This is a genomic window from Methanomassiliicoccales archaeon, assembly GCA_036504055.1.
GTDB lineage: Archaea > Thermoplasmatota > Thermoplasmata > Methanomassiliicoccales > UBA472 > DASXVU01.
This window is the reverse complement of the sequence record DASXVU010000012.1, coordinates 30,344-53,958: the sequence shown is the minus strand read 5'-3', so window position 1 is coordinate 53,958 and position 23,615 is coordinate 30,344. Positions and strand designations below refer to the sequence as shown.

Sequence of the window (23,615 nt, the reverse complement as noted above, 5' to 3'; positions counted from 1 at the left end):
TTCGTGACATATCCGATCCATTCGCTCAATGACTGGATCGGACCTTGGACCGTTCTCCCTTGACAGAGCTGGCGACGGCCTTTAGAAGATCCTCGAAGGTCGCCTTCTCTGGCATCACGTCCACCCTTACCCCCATGTCCTCCAGGGTCTGCTTCGTCGGTTCGCCGATGGCCGCCACGATCGCGCAATCCAGCATGTCGTCCACCTCTTCATCGGTGTAGTGCTTCCTGGCCTCGTCAATGAACGACTTGGCGGACATGGAGCTTGTGAATGCGAACACGTCGATGTCCCCCCGGACCCCTTTGTAGAAGGCGTCCAGCAGCGGCCGTCCCGCCTTCACCCTGGACAGCTTGTAGACCACTATCTCCTGAACGCTCGCCCCCAGACCGACCAGCCCCTTCTTCAGGACCTCGGAGCCCTGATCGGACCGCAAGATAACGATCTGCCTGCCTTCGATGTGCTCTTTGGCCAGCAGGGTCACCAACCCTTCCGAGGTGAACTTCTCGGGAAGTGTGTCGACCTTGATCCACTCGTTCTCCGCAGCCCTGGCGGTCACCGGACCGATGGCGATCGCCTTTATTTGGCGCAGCCCTCGGCTGAGCTCCTCCACCTGGCCATGTTTTCTTGCCAGTTCGAACGTCGATTTGACGGCGGTGGACGAGGTTAGAACGACGATATCCACATCACCGTTCGCCAGGCCCTGGAGGAAGGCGGCGAACTCCGGCGTGTCGTTCGTCTTGAGGTCGATGGGCGAGGCGAACACGGTGTCGAACCCCATACTTCTGGCCAGATCGACCGACTCTTCCATTCGGTCGGAAGGCCTCAGGATGGCGATGGTGGTCAACGAAGATCCCCCAGGGTCTTGCCGAGGGCGGCCACCTTTCCCACCACGATCACCGCGGGCGAGGATATCCCTCGGGTACGGCATTCCGCCGCGATGTGGGAGATGTCCGAACATGCCGTTCTCTGCTCGGGCGTGCTTCCCTTCTCGATGACGGTGACAGGCATCTCGGGATCCATCCCACCTGAGACCAGCCGCTCCATGTTCTTGGCGAGGTTGGACATGCCCATCATGATCACGATGGTACCCCCGAGCTTAGCCAGGTTGCACCAGTCCAGGACCTCCGAGTCCTTCAGGGCGGATTCATGACCGGTCACTATGGTGACCATCGAGGCCATATCGCGGTGGGTCACCGGGATCCCGGACAGGGCCGGAACGGACAACGATGCGGAAACACCAGGCACCACGTGCACGGCTATTCCGGCCGCCCGAAGTGCCTCCGCCTCTTCCCCGCCCCTGCCGAACAGGAAGGAGTCCCCGCCCTTCAGCCGGACCACCATTTTCCCTTCGGCTGCTTTGTCCACAAGTATCTGGTTGATCTCCTCCTGTTCCGCCTTGTGGAATGAACCCCGCTTGCCCACGTCGATCAGTTCCGCATCCGGACGGGCAGAATCCAGCAGCTTCATGCCGATCAGCGAGTCATAAACCAACACGTCCGCCTCCCCGATGAGTCGCATTCCTTTGACGGTGATCAGTTCCATATCGCCGGGACCGGCACCCACCAGGTAAACCTCACCTTTGATCCTCATTTGACCAACTCCCAGGCATACAAGAGCTCTTTGGACACCGAATCAAGGCCCTCATCCAGTGATCCAATGTCGATCGAGCGGTCCAGACGGAAGGATGTCATTCCATCCGAGTCCATGACGATGGCGCGCAGACGGAGCGAGATGTCGCTCTTTGTCGCCCAGATCCCGATAGGGATCGAGCACCCCCCTCCCAGCGACCTCATCACGTACCGTTCCGCCTCCACGCATGTCCTGGTGTCCGCATCGTCGAAGGCCGCCAGCATCCGTGAGTACGGAGAACCCTCCTTGCACACTATGGCTATCGCCCCCTGCCCGACGGCGGGGATGAACTGCTCCGGGTCCAGGACGTACATCTTGCAGTCGAGGTTCAGCCTCTCTATTCCAGCCCTTGCCAGGACTATGCCATCGAAGGTCCCGTCCCTCATCTTTCCCACTCTGGTCGGCACATTGCCCCGGAGGTCCTTGACCACCAGGTCTGGCCGCAGGTTAAGGAGCAGACAGCGGCGTCTTACGCTGGACGTGCCTATGACAGAACCTGGCGGCATGCGCTCGAGAGGGACGGTCGAGACCAGCACATCCTCCACATTCCCGCGGGGCAGGATGGCGGCTATCTCGGTGCCTTCCGTCGGCACCACGGGCATATCCTTCAGGCTGTTCACCGCGATGTCGATCTCTCCCGAGAGGATCTTATTGTCCAGCTCCTTGACGAAAGCACCGAAGCCGCCCAGGGATGCCAAGGGCTGGTCTCTGACGCGATCGCCGACGGTGGAGACGATCTTCAGTTCCATCATCTCCTCCGGATATCTTTCCCTCATCAGCTTCAGGACCATATCGGACTGGGCCATTGCCAGCCTGCTGCCCCTAGTTCCCAGGATCATCTGGTCACCTCCCCCAGTGCCATGGCGAAAGCGCTTACGGTGTCATCTACATCCGATTCAGTGTGCGCCGTGGAAAGGAAATTCGTCTCATATTGCGAGGGAGGAAGGTATATCCCGTTCTCCAACAGCTTATGGAACACCTTCATGAACAGGACGGAGTCGCTCCTCTTCGCATCCTGATAGTTATTGACCTCGCCGGTCGTGAAGAACACCTGGAACATTGACCCGATGCCCGAGACCCGATACCGGACATGGAACTCGTTCAGTATCGCCTCCAACCCTTGCCTCAACCGCTCGCCGTTGGCATTCAGTGATTCGTGCCCGATCGTGGCGAGCTCTCTGACCGTCTCGATGCCGGCGGTCAAGGACATGGGGTTGCCGCTGAAAGTTCCTGCCTGGTAGACATTGCCCGATGGCGATATCCTGCCCATGATCTCCTTTGAGGCCCCGAAGACCCCTATGGGCATACCGCCCCCGGCGATCTTGCCCAGAGTGGTGATGTCCGGTCGGACGTGATAATGCTCCTGGGCCCCGCCCAAGGCCAATCTGAAGCCGGTTATGACCTCGTCGAAGATCAGCAGCACATCCTCGTCGGTGGCTATCTCCCGCAGATGCCTGAGGTACCCTTCCTTGGGCAGAATCGGCCCGGCGTTACCTATTACCGGCTCCAGGATCATGGCCGCCACCTCGTTCCTGTTCTCCCTGATCGAACGGATCACTGAATCAGGATCATTGTAGGGAACGATCAGGGTGTTCCTGGTCACCTCCTCGGGCACTCCTGCGGAATCTGGTATCGAATGGGTCGTTGCGCCTGAACCGGCCTTCACCAGAACGGCATCGTGCGAACCGTGGAACGCCCCCTCCACCTTGATGATCTTCTTGCGCCCGGAGTAACCGCGCGCCAATCGGATGGCATGCATGGTCGCCTCGGTCCCCGAGTTCACGAACCTCATCATCTCCATGGATGGATAGCAGCGGTTGATCAGGCGGGCAAATTCGATCTCCTTCTCTATCGGCGCACCGTATAGGGTGCCCAGGTCTGCCTGGGACCTGATGGCCTCGACGACCTTCGGGTAGGCATGACCTAGGATCAAAGGACCGTAGGCCATGCAATAATCGAGGTACTCGTTGTCATCCACATCGGTTATCCTGCTCCCTTTGCCAGCTTTGATGTAACAAGGATACGGCTGGAAGGCCCGGACCGGACTGGACACACCACCGGGGATCAGTTCCTTGGCCTGTTCGAACAATGCTTTGGAGTTGCTCCTTTCGTTCATCAGTTACCGCCCCTGATCAGCTTCGCAGCATCCTTGGCAAAATACGTGATCATCATGTCGGCTCCAGCACGTTTTATCGATGTCAGAGATTCAATCATCGCCCGGTCATGGTCTATCCAGCCGTTGCGGGCGGCCGCCTTGATCATCGAATACTCACCTGAGACATTGTAGGCGGCGATAGGGGCATCGAACCTCGCCCTCGCCTCCTTTATTACGTCCAGATATGCCAGGGCAGGCTTTACCATCAGTATGTCCGCGCCCTCCACCAGATCCTCTTCCATCTCCCTCAACGCTTCCCGCGCGTTCCCTGGGTCCATCTGATGCGTCCGTCGGTCCCCGAACTGAGGGGTCGATTGGGCGGCATCCCGGAACGGTCCGTAGAACGCCGAGGCGTATTTTGCGGAATATGACATGATCGGCACGTCCTCGAAACCGGCCTCGTCCAGCGCCCTGCGGATGGCGAACACCTGACCGTCCATCATTCCGCTTGGAGCGACCATGTCGGCTCCGGCCCTGGCCTGGGCGACCGCGGTGCGGCCATACAGTTCGATCGTCTCATCGTTCATCACCTGACCGTCCTTCACAGCCCCGCAGTGACCATGCGATGTATACTCGCAAAGGCAGAGATCGGCTATCACTGCCACATCGGACCCGTTCTTGATCTCCCTGATGGCCCTTTGGACCACGCCGGCGGCGCTCCAGGCCTCACTGCCCCCCTCATCCTTTTTCTTCGGAATGCCGAACAGCAACACCGCCGGTATCCCAAGCTGAGAGACCTGGTTGGCTTCATTGACGACCTGGTCCATCGGAAGGTTGAATACCCCCGGCATGGACTGGATCTCCTTCGGTTTGGTACTGTTCTCGTCCACGAAGATGGGGCTTATCAGGTCCTTCGTCGACAGCCTGGTCTCACGGACCATCTCCCGAACCGTGGCATTCATCCGCAATCTTCTCGGTCTGCACTCCGGAAACACCTACATCACCCTCTATCTTGAACAATTCCATCGTCGTGTCCAGCAGGCGGTCGTCCCCATTCCTGGTGGCGCATTTGATCACTTCTGTCGGATCGGCCAGGAAGCGGTTCATCAGCGACCTGGCGAAATCATCGATGACCTCATGAGCATCCTCCCCCGAAGCCAATCTGTTCGATGCCTTGATCACTTCTCTCTCGCGTATCTCGTTGAACTTACGGTATAGTCGGCTCAGCATCAGCCCGGCCCTCATCTCCTCCAGCGATCTGTCCAGTAGGTCCAGTTCCTCGGAGATTATCCTTTCGGCGCTGCGCATTTCGCTTTTCCTGCGCATGACGTTCTCCTGTGCCACGTCCCTTAGGCCATCGATATCGTACAGTTGGACATCCGGAACCTCTTGAATGTCCAGAGAGACGTTGCGCGGGAACGAAACGTCGATCACCAGCATTGGACCTTTTTGTTCCCTCAACGACATGGCCGATTCGAGATGGCGCTTCTCCAGGACCATGTGAGAGGCCGAGGTGGCCACCAGAACCACGTCCGATTGGGCCAGGAAATGATTGAGAGCGTCGAAACGTATCGCTTTTCCATTCAGCGCCCAGGCCAGCTCGACCGCCCTCGAATAGGTGCGATTGGAAACGAAGACCGTCTCCGGACCCTTCCCTATCAGATGTTTGGCGATCAGCGTGGCCATCTCTCCCGCCCCGATCACCAGGACGTTCTTGTTCTTCAGGCTGCCCAGCTTTGACTCGGCCATCTCGACCGCGGCGGACCCGATGGAGACGCATCCTTTGTTGACGCCGGTCTCCGTCCTCACCTTCTTCCCGACACTTATGCTCTTTCGGAACACCAGTGAGAGCACCGGGCCGAGGCATTTTTCATGAAGTGCCCGGTCAAAGGACTCCTTCACCTGCATCTGGATCTGGTCCTCGCCGATTATCATAGACTCCAGACCGCTCGATACTCGCAGGAGATGCCGGACGGAGTCCATATTTGTCAGGAACTGGACCAGGTTCTCATGGTTGTTGAACGGTATGAATCCGTTGATGTACTCCTCCACCTTCTTTCTGGTGGTCCCATACTCCTCGGTGACGGTATAGATCTCCACCCGGTTGCAAGTCTTGAGCAGGGCGCACTCCTTGACCCCTTCCAAGGCCATTATGTCGTGCAGCATCTCGACCGGTTCCTGGCCGCCGATGGCCTCCATCTGATCAAGACCGGCGCTCTTGTGGGTGATATGGGCACTAAATATGGTCTGCACGTTCCGCCTCCAGCTTTCTGAACGCTATGATCTTAGCCTGGTCCGGGTCATGACCTAGCGCTTCCCATATGGATTCATCTCCCAGGACGTTCCAGAGGAATCTTTCCCTTTCCAGCTGGCCTGGAATGAGGCACCTGGCCTTCTTTCTCAGTTCCTCCTGAAGATCGATCATCAGGGACATCTCCGCGCCGAGGTTCGCCTCGACCTCTCTCCTGAGGTAGCGGGACATCGCGGGGCTCCTGCCCATGGTGGATATCGCTACCAGGAAGTTGCGCCGCTCTACAACGGAAGGGATGAGGAACGACGATATCCCGTCCGCTCGATTGCAGAACTTGCCAGACCCAATTGCTCTGGCCTCTAGCCTGTCATTCAGCTCGCGGTCACCTGTGGCAATGATGACAAAATCGGAAACGTCGATCAATGCTTCCTGCTCGGTACCGATCTCTGATTCTATCCTCTTGACTTCCTTTTCGACCGATCCGAACCCTGGAACGAAGGTCCTACTTACTACGGTGACATCGGCCTCACGGGCAAAGAACAGAGCCTTGCGTAACCCGACCTCCCCGCCCCCGAACACGATGACACGCTTCCCGCGTGCGTCTAACATTAACGGTAACACCGGCGTTCGTCTCCCTAATTCCTGACGTTTCCGATAATCGGACCTATCCAGAAAAGGACATACAGAAGAGGCTTATTTGAAGCATTCTATAATCTTATTCCCTAACATCTGGACAGGGCTAAACCCTTGCAGTCAATGACCCAGAGTGGAACTAATTGGATGATACATCCAATAATGTTTTATAGGAGTTGGATGTATTATCCAACTCAGGGTCAAATGACGCTTCCGGGAGGACCTACGCAGGACGAAGTTCTCGCAGTCTCGCTATTCAAGTCGGGATTGCGCAGAGAGGATATTTTCGCAGATCTAGGCTGCGGGACGGGAAAAGTGAGCATCGAGGCGGCCAAGATATGCGCAAAGGTCGATGCGGTCGATATCCGGGCCGAGGCGATTGCGTATGCCAGACTTGAGTCTGAAAAGGCCGGTTCAAAGAACATCGATTTCCACCATTGCACTGCCGCGGAGTACCTGAGGAACGACCCGCAGATCGATGTGGCATTCCTTGGAGGTTCCAAAGGGCTGAAGGAGACCTTGGAGGAGCTTGACCGACTGAAGGTCAGGACCGTGGTGGTCAATGCGGTCCTAACCAGAACGCTGGAGGACGCGGTGTCGACAATGAATAGACTTGGAACCTTCAAAGAGGCCCTCCAGGTCAATGTTGCCAGATCATATCAACTGGCGGGATCGATGATGTTCAAACCGATCGATCCGGTCTTTATCATAGTAGGGTGCAGGGAAAGGTAGGGGATTCAAATGCTGATCGGACTAGGGTTAGGGCCAGGGGACAAAGAGCTGCTCACTCTGAAAGCAGTGAGGCTTCTCAAATCAGCGGACAAAGTGTTCGTTCCGGGAAAAATAGCCTATGAACTGGTAAGGGACCACGTGGAACCGGAAGTCCTCGACTTTCCGATGACCGGGGATGAGGACCTCATAAGGAAGAGGCTAGAGGCCCAGGGCGAACGGATAGCACCATTCGCCAAGAAAGGGATGGTTATCTTCGGAATGATCGGAGATCCGAGTTTCTATTCCACGTTCTCAAGGCTGTGCCACATCATGTATGCCAAATATCCAGAGATACAGTTCGAGGTGGAGCCAGGGATCAGCTCCATCACCGCGTTCGCCTCTCGTGTGGCGGGGCTGTCGATCAACGGTGGATTCGTGGTCTCTGACGGATCAGAGCCTGAGAGTATGGTGTTGCTAAAAGTAAGGCATCCTCGGGATAAGATGCTCGAGCTGAAGGAACAAGGCTACCGAGAGTTCCACTTGGCGGAAAGGATCTACATGTCAGGAGAGAAGATCTACACAGAAGAGGAAATGCCCGAGCACAGCGACTATTTCTCGATAATGTTCGCGAGGCGATGAATATGGCGATCGTTCAATTCGTGGGCGCAGGGCCAGGGGATCCGGATTTGATCACCGTAAAGGGGATGGACCTGGTCATGCGGGCAGACGTACTGATCTATGCAGGTTCCCTTGTCAATCCGGTCATTGTCGACCGATCACCGGCCGAGATAAAATTGGACAGCTGGGGCATGAGCCTGGAGGAGACGACCAGAGCGATAGTAGATGGCCTGTCCAAGGGCAAACGCGTGGTCAGGCTGCATAGCGGCGACCCCTCGATCTTCGGATCGATAGTGGAGCAGATCTTCGACCTCAAGGCCATGGGCATCGATGTTGAGATCGTTCCCGGGGTTTCTTCGATGTTCGCTGCTGCCGCCGCTCTAAAGACCCAGTTGACGCTAAAAGGAGTGTCTGACACCCTCATCGTGACCAGGCCGGCCGGAGCCACACTGGAGTCCGACAAGATCGCGGAACTGTCTGGTCGAGGGGAATCGCTGGTCATCTTCCTTGGCACCGATAAGATGGAGGACATCATGGATAAGGTGACGTGTCCCAAGGACACGCCCGCGGCCGTCGTCTATCATGCTTCCTGGCCCGACCAGAAAGTGGTCAAAGGCACCGTGGGTGATATCTGTTCCAAGGCCAGAGAGGCAGGGATCGAGAAGACGGCCCTGATCCTCATCGGCGGGATAGTCGATCCTGAACAGCGCTACAAGAACTCGGTGCTATATTCATGAGCGAGGCGCAAGTCATCGGTTTTGCCGGAGATGAGGACGCCGCACTCGTCGCCGAGCATCTGGGGGCTGAACTGGTCCTCTATGACGATAGGGCATTTGAGAACGCGTTCCGGGAAGGCAAGCACATAGTCGCGGTCATGGCGATGGGGATCGTCGTGCGCAAGATCGCACCGTTGCTCCGGGACAAATGGACCGACCCCGCGGTCGTCGTGGTTCCGTCCGGTCTTCGTTATGCCATACCTTTGGTCGGAGGGCACCATGGGGCCAATGAGCTGGCGAAAAGGCTAGCCGGGATCGGGGCCGAACCGGTAATAACGACGGCCACCGAGGCGAACGGAAAGGCATCGGTCGAGATGATCATGGAAGAACATGGCTTGACAATAATGAACCCAAAATCGACCGTAGCGGTGAACAGGGGTTTCCTGGAAGGGGATGTGCCGGTCCATGCGATAGAAGGGCCTGCGGTGGTCATAGCCGGGCCGAAGGTCTCGATCCTTTTCAGAAAGGGAAGCCACATCGTTGGGCTGGGATGCAACACCGGAACGACCAAGGAAGAGATCGTGGACCTGGTGAACAGAACGTTGAAGGATGTGGGCATTGGGGCCGACGACGTCCTGGCGTACTCCACCACGGTCAAGAAGAGAAGAGAGAAGGGACTGATCGAAGCGGTCTATGAGCTAGGCGGAGATCTGGTCTTCGTCGATGACGAGACAATCAATTCGAACCAGGGAGTAACGCCTTCCAAGGCCGGCCTCATCGGCCTGGTGGGCGTGGCTGAGCCGTCGGCGTTGGCTCTTTCGAAACATCATGAATTGGTAATGGAGAGGAGGGCAGAGGGGAATGTCACAATCGCGATCGCAAAGTGAGACTGGAAAACTGTTCATCGTCGGGACCGGCCCGGGAAGCATCGATATGCTGACAGAGCGGGCTTTGGCGGCCATCCGGGAATCGGAATACGTCATTGGGAACCGGATGTACATCGACCTGCTGGAAGGCACATTGGAAGGCAAAAAGGTCATCATGAGCTCGATGGGCAAGGAGGTCGAAAGGGCCAGGAAGGCGGTCGACCTGGCAAAAGAGCATAAGGTGGCCATGGTGAGCGGGGGAGACGCTGGCGTCTATGGTATGGCAAGCATCGTGCTGGAAGTGATGGAGCGGAACAGCATAGAGGTGGAGTACGAGGTCATCGCCGGGGTAACGGCAGCCACCGCCGCCGCCTCGCGGTTAGGTTCTCCGTTGTCCAGTGATTTCATGGTCATCAGCCTGAGCGACCTTCTAACGCCCTGGGCGTTGATCGAGAAAAGGATCGGTCTGGCACTGGAAATGAATGTACCTGTGGTGCTGTACAATCCGAAGAGCAAGACGCGGAAGGCGCATTTCAAGGAAACGGTCGAGAAGATGCTGACGAAGCTGCCGAAGAGCACGCCTGTGGGGATCGTGAAGAACGCCTACCGTCAGGGAGAGACGACCAAGATCACCGACCTGGGAGCGCTGGCAGAGGACGATTCGTTCGTCGACATGCATTCCACGGTCATCATAGGGAATTCGGAAAGCAGGACATGGAGGGAGGGGGACGATGTCAGAGGGATCATCACACCGAGAGGCTACGACAGAAAGTACGTATATTGACCTAGGAGCGGACACGAAGGAAGGATTCTCCATATCATCCCGAAGCCGCGCCCTTGCCCGAACTGCGCTGGGGTCGGCCACCGAAGAGGATCGAATCAAGCAACGATGCTCCATAGCGGTGGGCGATTTCGAGATGGCCAAGCTCCTGCGCTTCGAAGGCGACCCGATAGATTCCGGGCTGAAGGCCTTGGCCGAAGGAGCGCCGATCTTGGTCGATATAAGGATGGTCCAGGTGGGCATCCAGAAGAAAGGTCATCGCTCCCAGGTGAAATGTTTCCTAGATTACGGACAGGAAATATCGAGGGAAACGGGAATCACCCGTACCTCCGCCGGGATCGGGGCGTTGAAGGACGAGGTGGACGGAGCCATCATCGTCATTGGCAATGCGCCCTCATCGTTGCTGGTCCTGTGCGACATGATCAAACAGGGAAAAAGGCCAGCGCTGGTCATCGGCTGTGCGGTGGGATTCGTGAACGCGGCCGAATCGAAGGCCTTGCTGCGCACGGTCCCTGTCCCGTCCATATCCGTCGAGGGAACGAGGGGAGGGACCCCGGTGGCGGTGGCAGCCCTGAACGAGATCATCACCATCTTCAGCGAGAGGGAGCATGCCCAGTGATCCGGTCACCGGCTTCGAGTATCCGCAGGCGTGGACGGACAGATGCCAGGACCAGGAAGGCCTCCGGCAGGTCGCGGAAGGACTGGCGGTCCTGACTTCCTCCGGTAGAGTGCTCCGGCGGGGATTTACCACCGGAACCACCGCCTCGGCCGCCTGCAAAGCGGCGATCCTTTCCTTAGGTCGGGAGGTCCACTCGGTCCAGATCGACCTCTCCTGCGGTCTCCGGGTGAACGTTCCTTGCGCTGGCATGTGGGGCATAGGAACTTGCAGCAAGTATTCCGGGGACTATCTCACCGATGCCACGTCGGGAGCCGAGTTCGTCTGCCTGGCCAAATCAGGGGACGAGGGGCTCAGGATCAAATACGGTAAGGGTGTGGGACGGTTGACCAGGGCGTTCAATGGCATGTCAGAAGGGGACGCTGCGGTCAGCAGGAATGCGTCGATCAGCATCGAAAGGGCGGCCGCCGATGCGCTGAAGGACCTGGGTCTGGAGGGGGCGGACCTCGATCTGACGATAAGGAACGGGGCAGAGAGGGCCAAAAGGACCATGAATGAAAAGGTCGGCATAGTCGGGGGGATCTCGATCCTCGGCTCCACCGGTCTTGTCGAACCGTGGGACGACCACGTGGAGACATCGGTCATGGAAAGGATCAGGCAGGGCGGGCCTGTGGTACTGACCACCGGAAGGACCGGATTGAGGTATTCACGCCTCCTTTTCCCGGAAAGGGAATCCGTTCTGGTAGGGGTGAACATGGGCCAAGCGATCAAGGAAGCGAATGGTAACGTGGTCCTCTGCGGAATGCCCGGATTGATACTCAAGTTCCTTGACCCTGATATCCTGGAAGGAACTGGATGTGTAACAGTGGACGAAATGATGATGGACGAACGGTGGAAGGAACGGATGGAGTCTGCGCTTCATAGCGCCAAGACCGTCAGGGAGGACCTGCGTGTGGTCCTGGTCGGCCGGGACGGGAAGATCCTGGGGGACAGCGGATGATCGTCGTGGGCGTGGGCTGCGGCCCGGGAATGCTCACAAAAGAGGCTGTGAAGGCGATAGAGGCGGCGACCATGATCTTCGGATCGGAAAGATCGATTCTCCTTGCCAAGCCGCACATCGGGAAGGAATGCCGGATAGAGGTGATCAGGGACTACGGTAATCTTGAAAGGCTTCCCAAGGACTCGGTGGTGCTTTCCACCGGGGACCCGATGCTGGCCGGCCTGGGCCATCTGGGCGATGAGGTCATCCCAGGGGTATCATCCATGCAGCTGGCCTTCGCCAGGCTGAAGCTTCCCCTGGAGAAGGGACTGGTCATCTCGGTCCATAGCAAAGGAAAGGAGGATGTCACCAAAGAGGTGGCAGAAGAGATCACCAAAGGCCGGGCCGTGTTCCTTCTGGCCGATCCAATGTTCGATATCACCAGGTTCGCTTCCGGACTCACGGCTCAAGGCGTATCCTGCAAGATCATAGTATGCGAGAACCTGGGCTATGAGAACGAATCGATCGGGTTCGGGGACAACCTGAGGCCGCCGGCGATCTCCTCAGAACTATTCTCGCTCATCGTGACGCAGGTGCAAAGATGAGGCCGGACATCGCGAGGCAGAGATGATTTGTTATTCCCTAATATCACATACACTTTCACTTAGTGTTCCATAATAGGGAATATCCATCATTATATCCACAACAGTGCATCTCTCACTAACTTACCGTAAATTATGGGGTAATTTACTGAATAATGAGGTGGAAGGAATGAAAACCGGAGTACTTATCGTCGGACACGGAAGCAAACTGCAGTACAACAAGGACCTAGTCGTTGAGATGGCAAACATCCTGGACAAGAAGCGGGAGTTCGGCCCGGTCACAGCCGGGTTCATGCAGATCAACACGCCGGACATCATGGACGGTATCAAGGTCTTGGTGGCAAAGGGAGTGGACACGATCTATGTTCAGCCCTGCTTCCTGGCAAGCGGGATCCATCTGACCGAGGACATACCTGGGGTCCTGGGATTGGGTAAGGACGAAAAAGGCGGAAAGATGACGGTGGAAGGAAAGGAAATAACCTTCCGATATTGCGGACCGATCGGGGCGGACCCGAGGATAGCCGATATACTCTCCGATCGCATCAGGGAGCGGGCCAAGAAGGGCTGAAAGTGAAGGTCCTTATACTGGACCTGACCCACGGGGGTGGGGTCCTGGCAGAGACCTATGCCGAGAATGGTCATGAGGTCACCGCTATCGACATATACCGCAACTGCCCGCCGGGAATCAGATCCAGATTGAGTTCGCTCAAGGTGAGGGTCTTGGAAGAGACCCCGGACGAGACGTTCGATCTGGCAGTGTCCCCGGTCCACTGTCCGGACCTGTTCTTCCGCGGGGCATCCTATGAACGGAGGCTCACCCACCACCAAGCGGTCGGGGAACTTGCCCGTTTCGGCTATCCGATCATCGAGGTCACGGGAGCAGTGGCGAAGACCTCATCATGCCATATCCTGGCACATATCCTCCATTCCATGGGAAAAAGGGTGTTGCTTTTGACATCTCGCGGTCTGGTATCCATGGGCGATACCATTGAGATTCTGGAGGAGAAGGCGTCCATTGCCCCGGCCACCATCCTGAGGCTATCGAAAATGAAAGGGGAATGGGACTACGGGATATTCGAGTGCAGCCTGGGAGGGACTGGGCTGGCTGACATAGGCACGGTGACCAATCTCAGCGGGGAATATCCGATCGCCGCAGGTACCCGTTCTTCCAATGCCGGCAAGATGCAGATGATCCGCTCTGCAAAGCATCGGATCGTCATTGCCGCGGAGGACAAACCTATCATCGAGGGAGAGATGCCAAGGGAAGCTGAGGTGACAACCTTCGGCGCTGGCGGTGATGTTCGGGTGAACATCGAAGGGGGATTACGGATCGGAGAGAGGACCCCGGCCATTTTGACGGTTAACGGACATGACCTTCATTTCACACTCTCCAGCAAGTTCCTTGCGCCAAGTTATCTCACCGGATTGAATGCGGCCGCCGCGCTGGCATTTGCTGCTGGAGCGGAACCGAAGTTCATAGCCGAAGCGCTATCCAGTTTCGAAGGTGTGCCAGGAAGAGGGGAGGTGCATAAGGAAGGTGAGGCCGATGTCATCAGGGAACGCAATCCGGGCGTCTCGGCCAGATCGATCGAATGGAACATCAGAATGCTTGAAGAATATTATGGCGTGAAGGAACTGTCCCTGGTGGTCGATCCAGTGACCGTCAAGGTGTGCGAAAAGATGGACCTGGACGAGATCGCTGATGTGGTTAGTCGCTCGCATTGTCTAACGGCGGCCTATGTCATCGACAGGGGCACGTCCAAGGATATCCCCGGGACGATGATCAGAGTCATGGATAAAAATGAGATCCCCAGATCTCAAGGGGTCATGCTCTGGTGTATCAAAGAGGGTTATACATGAACCGGGTCCTCCATCCGCGCCCGAACCCCATCATAGCGGCCATGTACACCCTCAGGGACCTGGACGTTGACCTGATCATACTTCACGGACCGGCGGGATGCGGTTTCATGGCATCCCGTAGGCTGGAGGAGGCGGGCGTCAAGGTCATGACCACTGGAATGCAGGAGAACGACCTCATTTTCGGAGCGGAGGAGAACCTGATCGATGTCCTAAGGACGGTGGACAGGGATTTCACCCCCAAGACAATCGGTATCATAGGGACCTGTGCCAGCATGATCATAGGGGAGAACCTGGACAGTGCGGTCAGGAAGGCGGGCATCAGGGCCATGGTCCTTCCGGTAGACGTCCACGGCTGCTCCGGAGCCAACACCAACGGGGCCATCAGGGTGTTGGAGGTGGCGGCCAGCAAAGGTCTCATACCGGTCCATGAATGCGAACGGCAGAAGGCCATGCTCACCAAGGCGACCGCCATCGAAAAGGACCGGGGGATCACCAGCAGGACCTATCTGGAACCGTCGAACGGGGCTACCAAGCTGGCAGTGGCGCTGAAGATAACCAAGGCTTTGAGGGAAGGACAGACCATAGCGGTGACGCTCAATGCCAAGAAGGAGACGGCGTATGGGTTTGCTGATATCTTTCGCGCTGTCGAGATGGCCAAGAGGAAATTGGGGGGAAGGACGGTCTGCATTGCGAACTTGGACAGAACCGTGGGACTCCCGAGGATCAGAAGGTACAGCGAAGACATCCTGAGAGACCTTGGAGGATCTGGCATCACCGACATCCAGATCACCGGTGGCCTGGACGAATATCCGATAGCGGGAGAAAAGGCTGCAGATATGCTCGATGCGGTCGATGCTGAGGTGCGCATAATCGCCGGATTGCCGCATTCATTACCGAGGTTGAGACGGGACGACGTCCTGGTCACGGACCAACCGAGGGAGTTGAGGAACTACCTCGACAAGGGGTTCCAGAACTCGGTGGGCGAGATCTCCACCCATGCCGATGTCATGAGCACACATTCGATCATCGATTCCGAGCTTGGCAACACCATCCGAGAGGTCGTGGAGAAGGATTACCGATGAGACAGATCGCCATCTACGGAAAGGGAGGCATAGGCAAATCCACTATATCTGCGAACCTGGCTGCCGGTTTCGCGGAAAGGGGATTGAACACCTGGTATGTCGGATGCGATCCGAAGGCGGACGGTTCGATGACCCTCCTTGGCGGCAGGAAGATCCCCACTTTCCTGGAACAAAAGAAGGAAGGCGGAAAGGATGAGGACTATTCCGTAGCGGATGGATTCAAAGGCGTCAAATGCGTCGAGATAGGAGGGCCGCTGGCCGGAGTCGGATGCGCCGGCAGGGGGATCATCGTGGCGGTCCACGCCCTTTACAAGGAGTTCTTCGACGACCGGATCGACATCATCATCTATGACGTCCCCGGGGACGTCGTCTGCGGTGGTTTCGCCGCACCCCTGAGGGAAGGGTTCGCCAACGAGGTGTTCATCGTGACCTCGGGAGAGTACCTTTCGCTGTACGCCGCGAACAACATATGTCGGGGACTGAACAACCTGGGTGTCGACCTGGGAGGCATGGTGTGCAACTCGCGGGAAGTGGACGATGAGGAATCGTCGGTCTCCGAATTCGCCGAAAGGATAGGCAGTAAGCTGGTCGGCTTCGTTCCGCGGGATAGGGTCGTGCGCGATTGCGAGAACCTGGGCAGGACCGTCATCGAGGGCGCCCCGGACAGCGAGCAGGCGAAGAGGTTCAGGAGGCTCGGCGAGCGCATACTGGAGAACAAGAAAAAGAACATACCGTCACCGATGGCCCCTGAGGATATCAGGGAATTGCTCAGAAAGAGAACAGGATCGACATGAGAAGGCTGGTCATTGCCGGAGCGGGGAGCGGTGTGGGGAAGACCACGATCGCGACCGGCATCATATCCAGACTATCCAAGCGCTATTCGGTCCAGGCGTTCAAGGTCGGGCCCGATTTCATCGACCCGATGTTCCATACCCTCGCTTCCGGACGACCCTCGAGGAACCTGGATTCGTTCTTCATGGACAAAGCCACCATAGGCAATCTGTTCGGGTGGTCGACCCAGGATGCCGATATCGCGATCATCGAGGGGGTCCGTGGTCTGTATGACGGGCTGTCCGCGACCGGAGACACCGGAAGCACCGCAGAGATCGCGAAGCTCCTTGACGCATCGGTCATTCTGGTGGTCAACGCCCGCAGCCTGGCAAAGAGTGCTGCAGCAGTTGTAATGGGATTTAAGATGCTTGACCCGGAGGTCCGGATAGAGGGCGTCATTCTGAACCAGGTGAGCGGGGAAAGACACCGGCAGAAGGCTACCGAGGCCGTGGAATCGCTGACCGATACCAAGGTGGTCGGCACCATCGAACGGGACAGCAATAGACTGGCGGAACGCCATCTCGGCTTGGTAACCCCCGACGACATCGATGCCTCCAAGGCCATCGCCGACGTGGAAGGGCTGGTCAGGGACATCGATATGGACCCAATTCTGGAGATCTCGGAAAAGGGGAGGTGGCTAGATCTACCAATTGATGCACCTTTCCCAGAAGCGGAGAACAGAGGCGTGAGAATAGGGGTGCCGCGCGACAGCGCCTACTCCTTCTACTACCAGGAGAACCTGGAATCCCTCCAAGCGGCAGGTGCGGAACTGGTAATGTTCAGCCCTTTGAAGGGAGACACCTTACCGGACGCGGACGGCTATTATCTTGGGGGCGGATACCCGGAGATGCACTTGGAAACCCTTTCCGCGAACCGTGACTTCCTGGACGGTATTGAGGCAAAGTCTTCAGAAGGGTGTACGATCTATGGAGAGTGCGGAGGGATGATGACCCTGTGCCGTTCGATATCTAACGGGGCGGCGAAGGGTAGGATGGCCGGAGTCTTTGATCACGATGCGGTACTTACCGAACAAAGGCAGGGCCTGTCATATGTCATCAGCGAAGGAACCGGGGAAAACTTCCTATTCCCGGGCAGGACCGTTAAAGGTCATGAGTTCCATTACTCGAAACTCGTCCCCCAGCCAGATGGTCCCTACGCGTTCGATGTTACAAGAGGCACTGGCGTTGACGGAAGGCATGATGGACTGGTCAAGAGAAGGACCATTGGCACCTATATGCATCAGCACGCGCTCGCCAACAAGGAATGGGGACTTCGGATCGTCGAGAGCTGCCTAGAGCGGGTCTGATCCGGATTTCCTCGGGATCGTGCCCAGAATCGTTATCTCATAGGCGTTCACACGCTTTTCGAACCTGACATCGGCATTGATGTTGAACACCCTGGCAAGGTTTTCCGGAGTGAGCACCTCCCCCACTGATCCGGCCGCTGCTATCTTCCCTTCGTCCAATGCTATAAGCTTATCACAATACCTTGCAGCGAGGTTCAGGTCGTGGGAGACGATTATGACCAGAAGTCCCTTGTCTTTGGCCAGTGAACGGATAAGCTCCATCAGCTCGAACTGGTGGTTGATGTCCAGATGGAGCGTCGGCTCGTCCAGGAGCAACGCCCTCGGCTGCTGCGCCAATGCCCGGGCGATGATCACTCTCTGCCGTTCTCCGCCGCTGATCTCATCGATCGGCCTTGAGGCCAGATAGGTTACGCTGGTGGCCTCCATCGCATCCATGGCGATCCTCAGGTCGCCTTTGGACTCGTTAGCGAACCTTTCCAAGGAAGGGAACCGCCCCATCAGGACCATGTCCAGCACTGTGAAGGGGAAGGTGATGACGGTGTTCTGCGCTACCACGCCGACCTCTTTGGCGATGTCCTTGCGCGACATTGAAAGCGTATCCTTGCCGTCGAACTTGACGATACCGGCACCGGGATGGAGCGCCAGGTTGATGCATTTCAACATTGTCGTCTTGCCGCAACCGTTGTGACCGATGATGCCGATGACCTCACCGCCATGGGCATCGAACGAAACCCCGTCCAGCACCGGAACGCTCGTGTAGTTGAAGGTGACCCCTTCCACCATGATCTTCAGATCACCACCCCCATATGTCGCGTTTGCGCGCACGTAGCAGCCAGAGGAAGAACGGCGCACCGATTATGGCTGTGATTATCCCTACCGGCAGCTCGGAAGGCGAAATGATTGTCCTGGCAATGGTGTCCATTCCGATCATGAACGCCGCCCCTCCAATGATGGAGGCGGGCATCAGTATGCGATTGTCCGGCCCCAGTATGATGCGCAAGGTGTGTGGAATGATCAGACCCACAAAACCGATGATGCCGCTTACCGATACAGCTGCCGCAGTGACCAGCGACGAGAGAACCAGTATCATGAGGCGGGAGCGCTTGACGTTCACGCCAAGATTGGTGGCGTGCTCCTCGCCGACCATCATGAGGTTGAGCTCCTTGCTGTAGAACATCAGGGCCGCTGAGCCTAGTACCACCAATGGCAGGGTGACAAACACCTGAGACCAGTTGCTGTCCGCCAGACCGCCCATCATCCAGTAGACGACGGAGCTGAGATTGTCGCCGGAGAAGAACTTCATCAGCGAGACCAGGGCGGTAAATAGGGAACCGACGGCGATCCCTGCCAGAAGCAGAGTGGTCACCGGGACGCCCATCTTGGTGGCGGATATCCCATAGACGATGAACAGCGTGATGAAACAGAAGATGAAGGCCATCGCCGGAATGGCGAATGAGCCGCTGACGACGGAAAATCCTAGAACTATCGCCAGTGAGGCACCGAATGCCGCTCCGGAGGAAAGACCGAGAATGTAAGGCGAGGCCATCGGGTTTCGGAAGATCCCCTGCATGGCCGTTCCTGCCACTGCCAGCGATCCTCCGACGAGTGAGGCGATGACGATCCTCGGCATACGGATCTCCAGAACGATCGAGTTGATCGGGTCTTTGATCTTCTGGCCAGTTATTGTCTTGATCAGATCATTGGAGAATATCGCGCCAAATACCCGGTCCGGCGCGATGTTGATCGATCCGATACATATCGCCATGATGGCGACACCGAAGAGCGCGAGGGTCAGGAACACCATGGTGAGCCACCAACGGTGCAGCTTCTTTGAATGCATCTCCTCGATGCCCTTCTGGTCCATGGTCATGCGCAACCTGCAAACGCGTACTCATTCATAAAGTGTGGCGAAAAAGGGAGTGGGGCGGTAGGACGACACCGTGGAAAAAGGAGGCAAGGAAAGCTCCACGATGCGGCCTTGATCGCGCCCATCCGTTCAATCATTCTTAAGCGGGGAATAGCTCCGGGTGGAACCAGGAGGCGAACTCCTCGACCGCCAGGACGATCCTTGGCGAGGCAGTGAGCCATGCACCGTCTACCCGCATTATCTTGTCGTTGACCACTGCGCTGATCGTTCCATATCCGCTGGTGCTCTTCACATCGTCATTGGTCTTGGTGTTCTGAGTTTCCAGGACGATGAATTTCGGATCTTGCCCGACGACATACTCAGCATTCAGCTTGGTATACCTGGCGGAGGTGTTTGCGTTGATGTTATATCCTCCGGAAAGACGGATGACGTCGTCGGTCATGGTGCCCGGACCGGGGGATTTACCGCCGGAGCTGAGCAGCTCCATGTAGACGTTGGGCCTGCTGGTGGTGTTGGCGACCTTCTGCTGCACCTCAGTTATCCTGGTCTGCATATCGGTGACGACCAAGTTCGCCTCACCAGTCTTGCCGGTCACATTGCCAAGCAGATTGATCATCTTCTCGACGTCGGCCACCGACTGGGGGTCGAAAGCAAGGACGGTCAAGTTCATTTCGGTCAGGGTCTTCAACGTCGTGGTGTAGGACTTCCACATTATGACCAGGTCGGGCTGCAACATGGTCACGCTCTCTTTGTTGATGGTATAGCCACTTCCGATATTGGTCTTGTTAGCAACCTCCGCTGGGTACTTGCTTGTGCTGTCAACGCCAGCGATCTGGTCCTGGGCGCCTATCGCATACAGGCACTCGGTGAAGGCCGTTCCCAGCGATAGTATGTGCTGCGGGTATTTCGGCACCGTCACATTGACCCCCCGGTCATCGACCACACTGACCGTCGTCGACTGGTCCACTGGTTTCGTATCGTTCTTGTTGTTGTTCATCGAGAGTATTACGACCGCGCCGAGACCGGCCACCAACAGGACCGCGATAACGGTCAGTGCCATCAATTTCCTTGAAGTTGCCATTTATGAATCCCCTGAGATTCTGTCCGAGACCGTCGATTACCTCCCTAATTATAAATGATTTGCGTCCGCCATAGGGAATAATTAGGGAGATGTCTAACTATATGTTTTGATGCTGGATATCATAATCGCGTGACAATTGTTTAATATCATTTATACCCTATACCTTTCCTAATGGACGAGTGGGCGGTCAATTGGCTCAAGGGACAGCGAGAACAGGGCGCTAAGGGGCTTGAGATCAAGAGGATCGGTTCGGCCTACTACGTGTATCGCTCCACCACCATATGGGACAAGGAAGAGAAGAAACGAAAGAAGCGGTCTAAGTATCTGGGACGACTGGATGAGAGGAATGGCCTTCAAGAGAAGGAGAGCATGCTGGTCCCCACAGCTGAGAGGGTGGTCAAACAGTATGGCAACGCCGTCCTGCTCAACCGCTCCATGTCGGACATGATGGAACAGCTTAGATCGGCCTTCCCCGATGATTGGCAGGAACTGTACGCACTTTCCATGGTCAGAGTACTTGGGGATGTTCCCTTGCGCAGAGCACAGAATGCCTGGGACAAGCTGTATAACATCCATTCGATCAAACCGGACTTGACGCCCAAGAGGCTGTCCGAGATGCTTCATCGGGTCGGCCAGGATAAGAAAGCACAGGCCAAGGTGTTCAACGGCATGTGTGTGTCCGGTGACGAGATCGTCTATGGCATGTCGGCCTATTTTACCCGTTCAGAGCAGACCGACCTCATTGACCGCAGTCCGGAAGAGTCCCGGCTCATGCAGAGAATAAACCTCGCCATGATATTCTCGGCCGATACCGGGGCGCCGACCATGGTGCGGATGCTTTCCAATCCCGTCGGGGAGCTTGGACCAATGCGCAAGCTCCTTGGTGAGATCGGGGGCGAAGGGATCACTTTGGTTCTGGAGAGGGACAGCTTCTCGGAGGATCTGGTTTCCCTACTCATGCAGCAAAGGACCTCCTTTGTCCTGCCGGTCAACCGGGACAGCGACCTCTATGACCTGGACATCCCGCTGGTCCGGCACTTCTTCCACGACAAGCATCTCATCAAGTGCGGAAAAAGGCAGCACAAGGGCATGTGGCTGTACCTATACCAGGATGCCCAGCTCAAGATGGAGGAGGAGATGACCCTCTATCGCATGCTGGATGAGAACCGGCTTGCAGAGAGGAATTTCATGGACCGGAGCCACATCGCGGGATGCATCATGTTGGCCTCGGACAAGGAAGTGACCGAGGAGGACATATATCGACTGTACCGCAGAAGGGACGCCATCGACCGGCTTTTCGCGGACCACCGCAGGACCATGGGTCAGGACCGGGAGTTCCTGGTGGACCGCGAGACCATGGACGGCCATATGTTCACGGCATTCCTTTCGATCAGGGCATACACCAGGATAGAGGCGATGCTTTCCGAGGGATCCATGTCCGGTGTAACGCCATCGGAGGCTCTGGACGAGCTGTCACGCACCTATTGGATCCAATATGAGGGCGGAGGTCAGATGGCCAACGTTCCCCGCACCGCCAAGGACCTGGGCAAGAGCCTGGGCTTCGAGGTCTTCTCCAAATAGTCAGGCCGCGATTAAGATTTTAACTAGGCAGGACCATCGTGACCGACTGGAGATGCTCTGAATGAACGTGCTTGTTCTCGACCTGACCCATGGAGGCGATATCATCGCCCTCACCTATCGGTCGCGTGGCGAGGAGGTGACCGCGGTTGACATCTACGGCACCGCGGAACAGTACATGGTCGACCACCTACGGAACGAAGGCATAGCGGTCGCGAGAACGACGCCCTCGAAGAAGTACGATCTGGCTGTCCTTCCGGTCCATTGCCCCGACCATTATCTGGGGCGGGCGAAATTTGAGCAAAGGATCACATTCCATAGAGCGGTGGGAGAACTGGCTCACTTCGGTTTTCCGACCGTCGAGGTCACCGGAACGAAGGCCAAGACATCCGCCTGCCACGCCATCTCGCACATGTTGCGAAAGAAAGGCGAAAAGGTCCTGTTGCTGACCTCGCGCGGCCTGTTCTCCGTTGGGGAGACGGTGCAGCTTCTGGAAAGGGATGCCATGATCTCACCGGCGACGTTGTTGAGACTGTCGTTCATGGAGGGGGACTGGACCAGGGGAGTGTTCGAGTGCAACCTGGGCGGGACGGGGCTGGCCGAAATAGGGGTGGTGACCACGGCGTCGGGGGACAATTACCCAATTGCTGCCGGTACCCGCCGGGCGGTGGACGGAATAATCCAGATGGTAAAGGCGACCAAGGGCACGCTGGTGTTGCGGCATCCAGAGATCAATATGTGGAAGGTCTTCATCCCCAAGGGAACCCAGGTGGTGGAGTTCGGGGAGTTCGGGGACATCAACGTCTCGTTCGATAAGGGCATGAAGTTCGGCAACAGGCCCAAGTGCTGGCTCAACGTTAAGAAAGGAGATTTCCCATTTACTATGCCAGCGACCTACCTGGCACCTTCATACACCACGGCGGTATCGGCAGCGGCGGGAGTGGCGACGGCGGTCGGGCTGTCCCCAAAGAAGATTACAGAGATGCTTGCCGATTTCGAAGGCATTCCTGGACGGGGTGAGCTCACCCGGGCGGGAGAGGGTTGGTTGATCCGCGACCGGAACCCCTCGGTGACCCCGATATCCATTGACTGGACCATCAGGATCGTCGAAGAGCATTACGCCAACAAGGACCTCGGAGTGGTCGTTGAGCGTTCCGGTACCGAAAAGCGATCATCGCTTGACCTGGAGACCATCGACAAGAACCTCTCCTCCCATAGTTCCGTGAAAGGAAGGTACCTGCTCGAGACCAAACCCAGCTCGGAAGAGCCCCCTGCCAGTTACGAGATCATTGGCGACCAGAACACGGCGATACGGGCGCATAAGGTCACTTACTGGTGTGCGAACGCAAGATCTGAATGAACCTAATGGCAGAGGTCGGTTCAGATCGGTGATTTGCTCGGGCTGGACGCAAGCAGACATAAGATGAAAGAAAACGATGCGCCAGTCAGGCTCGAACGGTCATATCTCACCTTTTTACCACTGGTCCCGCTTTTTCATTGCCTCATCTTTTTC

The 23,615-nt window shown here is 56.9% G+C and carries 25 protein-coding genes; 15 read left to right on the top strand and 10 right to left on the bottom strand.

What is annotated here, in order from left to right; all coding sequences use genetic code 11:
• Positions 1 to 25: 25 nt before the first annotated feature.
• The 7 genes from VGK23_03415 to VGK23_03385 are packed head-to-tail and all read right to left on the bottom strand — an operon-like array spanning position 26 to position 6,584.
• On the bottom strand, positions 26 to 844 hold the full coding sequence (locus tag VGK23_03415; GenBank protein HEY3419578.1) for a uroporphyrinogen-III synthase: 819 nt from the start codon (positions 842 to 844) through the stop codon (positions 26 to 28).
• Positions 841 to 1,590 (bottom strand): uroporphyrinogen-III C-methyltransferase, encoded by a 750-nt coding sequence (gene cobA, locus VGK23_03410; protein ID HEY3419577.1) that lies wholly within the window; start codon positions 1,588 to 1,590, stop codon positions 841 to 843. Before cobA ends, VGK23_03415 begins: the two co-directional genes overlap by 4 nt.
• Positions 1,587 to 2,468 (bottom strand): hydroxymethylbilane synthase, encoded by an 882-nt coding sequence (gene hemC, locus VGK23_03405; protein HEY3419576.1) that lies wholly within the window; start codon positions 2,466 to 2,468, stop codon positions 1,587 to 1,589. Before hemC ends, cobA begins: the two co-directional genes overlap by 4 nt.
• Complete coding sequence (gene hemL, locus VGK23_03400; GenBank protein ID HEY3419575.1) at positions 2,465 to 3,745, bottom strand: glutamate-1-semialdehyde 2,1-aminomutase; 1,281 nt, start codon at positions 3,743 to 3,745, stop codon at positions 2,465 to 2,467. Before hemL ends, hemC begins: the two co-directional genes overlap by 4 nt.
• A complete protein-coding gene (gene hemB / locus VGK23_03395; GenBank protein ID HEY3419574.1) occupies positions 3,745 to 4,686 on the bottom strand; it encodes a porphobilinogen synthase in 942 nt (313 codons plus the stop codon). Before hemB ends, hemL begins: the two co-directional genes overlap by 1 nt.
• On the bottom strand, positions 4,655 to 5,977 hold the full coding sequence (gene hemA, locus VGK23_03390; protein ID HEY3419573.1) for a glutamyl-tRNA reductase: 1,323 nt from the start codon (positions 5,975 to 5,977) through the stop codon (positions 4,655 to 4,657). Before hemA ends, hemB begins: the two co-directional genes overlap by 32 nt.
• Positions 5,961 to 6,584 (bottom strand): bifunctional precorrin-2 dehydrogenase/sirohydrochlorin ferrochelatase, encoded by a 624-nt coding sequence (locus VGK23_03385; protein ID HEY3419572.1) that lies wholly within the window; start codon positions 6,582 to 6,584, stop codon positions 5,961 to 5,963. The genes hemA and VGK23_03385 overlap by 17 nt, the downstream gene beginning before the upstream one ends.
• A 204-nt stretch (positions 6,585 to 6,788) precedes the next feature.
• On the opposite strand from VGK23_03385, the gene VGK23_03380 reads away from it, so the two are divergent.
• The 13 genes from VGK23_03380 (at position 6,789) to VGK23_03320 (ending at position 17,576) form a co-directional block, all read left to right on the top strand.
• Entirely contained in the window at positions 6,789 to 7,340 is a 552-nt protein-coding gene (locus tag VGK23_03380; protein HEY3419571.1) for a methyltransferase domain-containing protein, read from the top strand.
• Between the two features lie 9 nt (positions 7,341 to 7,349).
• The gene (locus tag VGK23_03375) at positions 7,350 to 7,958 is read left to right on the top strand and encodes a cobalt-factor II C(20)-methyltransferase (protein ID HEY3419570.1); all 609 of its coding nucleotides are present in this window, start codon (positions 7,350 to 7,352) and stop codon (positions 7,956 to 7,958) included.
• A gap of 2 nt (positions 7,959 to 7,960) precedes the next feature.
• The gene (locus tag VGK23_03370; GenBank protein HEY3419569.1) at positions 7,961 to 8,674 is read left to right on the top strand and encodes a cobalt-precorrin-4/precorrin-4 C(11)-methyltransferase; all 714 of its coding nucleotides are present in this window, start codon (positions 7,961 to 7,963) and stop codon (positions 8,672 to 8,674) included.
• On the top strand, positions 8,671 to 9,540 hold the full coding sequence (cbiG, locus tag VGK23_03365) for a cobalt-precorrin 5A hydrolase (GenBank protein HEY3419568.1): 870 nt from the start codon (positions 8,671 to 8,673) through the stop codon (positions 9,538 to 9,540). The genes VGK23_03370 and cbiG overlap by 4 nt, the downstream gene beginning before the upstream one ends.
• Positions 9,515 to 10,303 (top strand): precorrin-3B C(17)-methyltransferase, encoded by a 789-nt coding sequence (cobJ, locus tag VGK23_03360; protein HEY3419567.1) that lies wholly within the window; start codon positions 9,515 to 9,517, stop codon positions 10,301 to 10,303. Before cbiG ends, cobJ begins: the two co-directional genes overlap by 26 nt.
• A complete protein-coding gene (locus VGK23_03355; protein ID HEY3419566.1) occupies positions 10,251 to 10,919 on the top strand; it encodes a precorrin-8X methylmutase in 669 nt (222 codons plus the stop codon). Before cobJ ends, VGK23_03355 begins: the two co-directional genes overlap by 53 nt.
• Positions 10,909 to 11,916: a cobalt-precorrin-5B (C(1))-methyltransferase gene (locus VGK23_03350; protein ID HEY3419565.1), complete on the top strand. Its 1,008-nt coding sequence runs from the start codon at positions 10,909 to 10,911 to the stop codon at positions 11,914 to 11,916. The genes VGK23_03355 and VGK23_03350 overlap by 11 nt, the downstream gene beginning before the upstream one ends.
• Positions 11,913 to 12,500: a cobalt-precorrin-7 (C(5))-methyltransferase gene (locus tag VGK23_03345; GenBank protein ID HEY3419564.1), complete on the top strand. Its 588-nt coding sequence runs from the start codon at positions 11,913 to 11,915 to the stop codon at positions 12,498 to 12,500. The genes VGK23_03350 and VGK23_03345 overlap by 4 nt, the downstream gene beginning before the upstream one ends.
• Positions 12,501 to 12,666: 166 nt before the next feature.
• On the top strand, positions 12,667 to 13,065 hold the full coding sequence (gene cfbA / locus VGK23_03340; protein ID HEY3419563.1) for a sirohydrochlorin nickelochelatase: 399 nt from the start codon (positions 12,667 to 12,669) through the stop codon (positions 13,063 to 13,065).
• Positions 13,066 to 13,067: 2 nt separating this feature from the next.
• On the top strand, positions 13,068 to 14,357 hold the full coding sequence (gene cfbE / locus VGK23_03335) for a coenzyme F430 synthase (protein HEY3419562.1): 1,290 nt from the start codon (positions 13,068 to 13,070) through the stop codon (positions 14,355 to 14,357).
• Positions 14,354 to 15,439, top strand: a complete 1,086-nt coding sequence (gene cfbD / locus VGK23_03330; GenBank protein HEY3419561.1) for a Ni-sirohydrochlorin a,c-diamide reductive cyclase catalytic subunit — start codon at positions 14,354 to 14,356, stop codon at positions 15,437 to 15,439. The genes cfbE and cfbD overlap by 4 nt, the downstream gene beginning before the upstream one ends.
• Complete coding sequence (locus VGK23_03325; protein ID HEY3419560.1) at positions 15,436 to 16,233, top strand: P-loop NTPase; 798 nt, start codon at positions 15,436 to 15,438, stop codon at positions 16,231 to 16,233. The genes cfbD and VGK23_03325 overlap by 4 nt, the downstream gene beginning before the upstream one ends.
• Positions 16,230 to 17,576 carry a cobyrinate a,c-diamide synthase gene (locus VGK23_03320; protein ID HEY3419559.1) on the top strand — a complete coding sequence of 449 codons (1,347 nt, stop codon included), beginning with the start codon at positions 16,230 to 16,232 and terminating at the stop codon, positions 17,574 to 17,576. The genes VGK23_03325 and VGK23_03320 overlap by 4 nt, the downstream gene beginning before the upstream one ends.
• Here the strand turns inward: VGK23_03320 and VGK23_03315 are convergent.
• From VGK23_03315 to VGK23_03305, 3 genes are all read right to left on the bottom strand, one after another.
• Positions 17,562 to 18,401, bottom strand: coding sequence for an ABC transporter ATP-binding protein (locus VGK23_03315; protein HEY3419558.1), 840 nt, complete (start codon positions 18,399 to 18,401; stop codon positions 17,562 to 17,564). The two genes, VGK23_03320 and VGK23_03315, sit on opposite strands and share 15 nt — an antisense overlap.
• The gene (locus tag VGK23_03310; GenBank protein HEY3419557.1) at positions 18,370 to 19,446 is read right to left on the bottom strand and encodes an iron chelate uptake ABC transporter family permease subunit; all 1,077 of its coding nucleotides are present in this window, start codon (positions 19,444 to 19,446) and stop codon (positions 18,370 to 18,372) included. Before VGK23_03310 ends, VGK23_03315 begins: the two co-directional genes overlap by 32 nt.
• A 136-nt stretch (positions 19,447 to 19,582) precedes the next feature.
• On the bottom strand, positions 19,583 to 20,524 hold the full coding sequence (locus VGK23_03305) for an ABC transporter substrate-binding protein (GenBank protein ID HEY3419556.1): 942 nt from the start codon (positions 20,522 to 20,524) through the stop codon (positions 19,583 to 19,585).
• Positions 20,525 to 20,695: 171 nt separating this feature from the next.
• Here VGK23_03305 and VGK23_03300 point away from each other — a divergent pair, with 171 nt between their 5' ends.
• Positions 20,696 to 22,105, top strand: a complete 1,410-nt coding sequence (locus VGK23_03300) for a hypothetical protein (protein ID HEY3419555.1) — start codon at positions 20,696 to 20,698, stop codon at positions 22,103 to 22,105.
• A gap of 61 nt (positions 22,106 to 22,166) precedes the next feature.
• Positions 22,167 to 23,462 (top strand): hypothetical protein, encoded by a 1,296-nt coding sequence (locus VGK23_03295; protein ID HEY3419554.1) that lies wholly within the window; start codon positions 22,167 to 22,169, stop codon positions 23,460 to 23,462.
• Positions 23,463 to 23,615 lie beyond the last annotated feature (153 nt).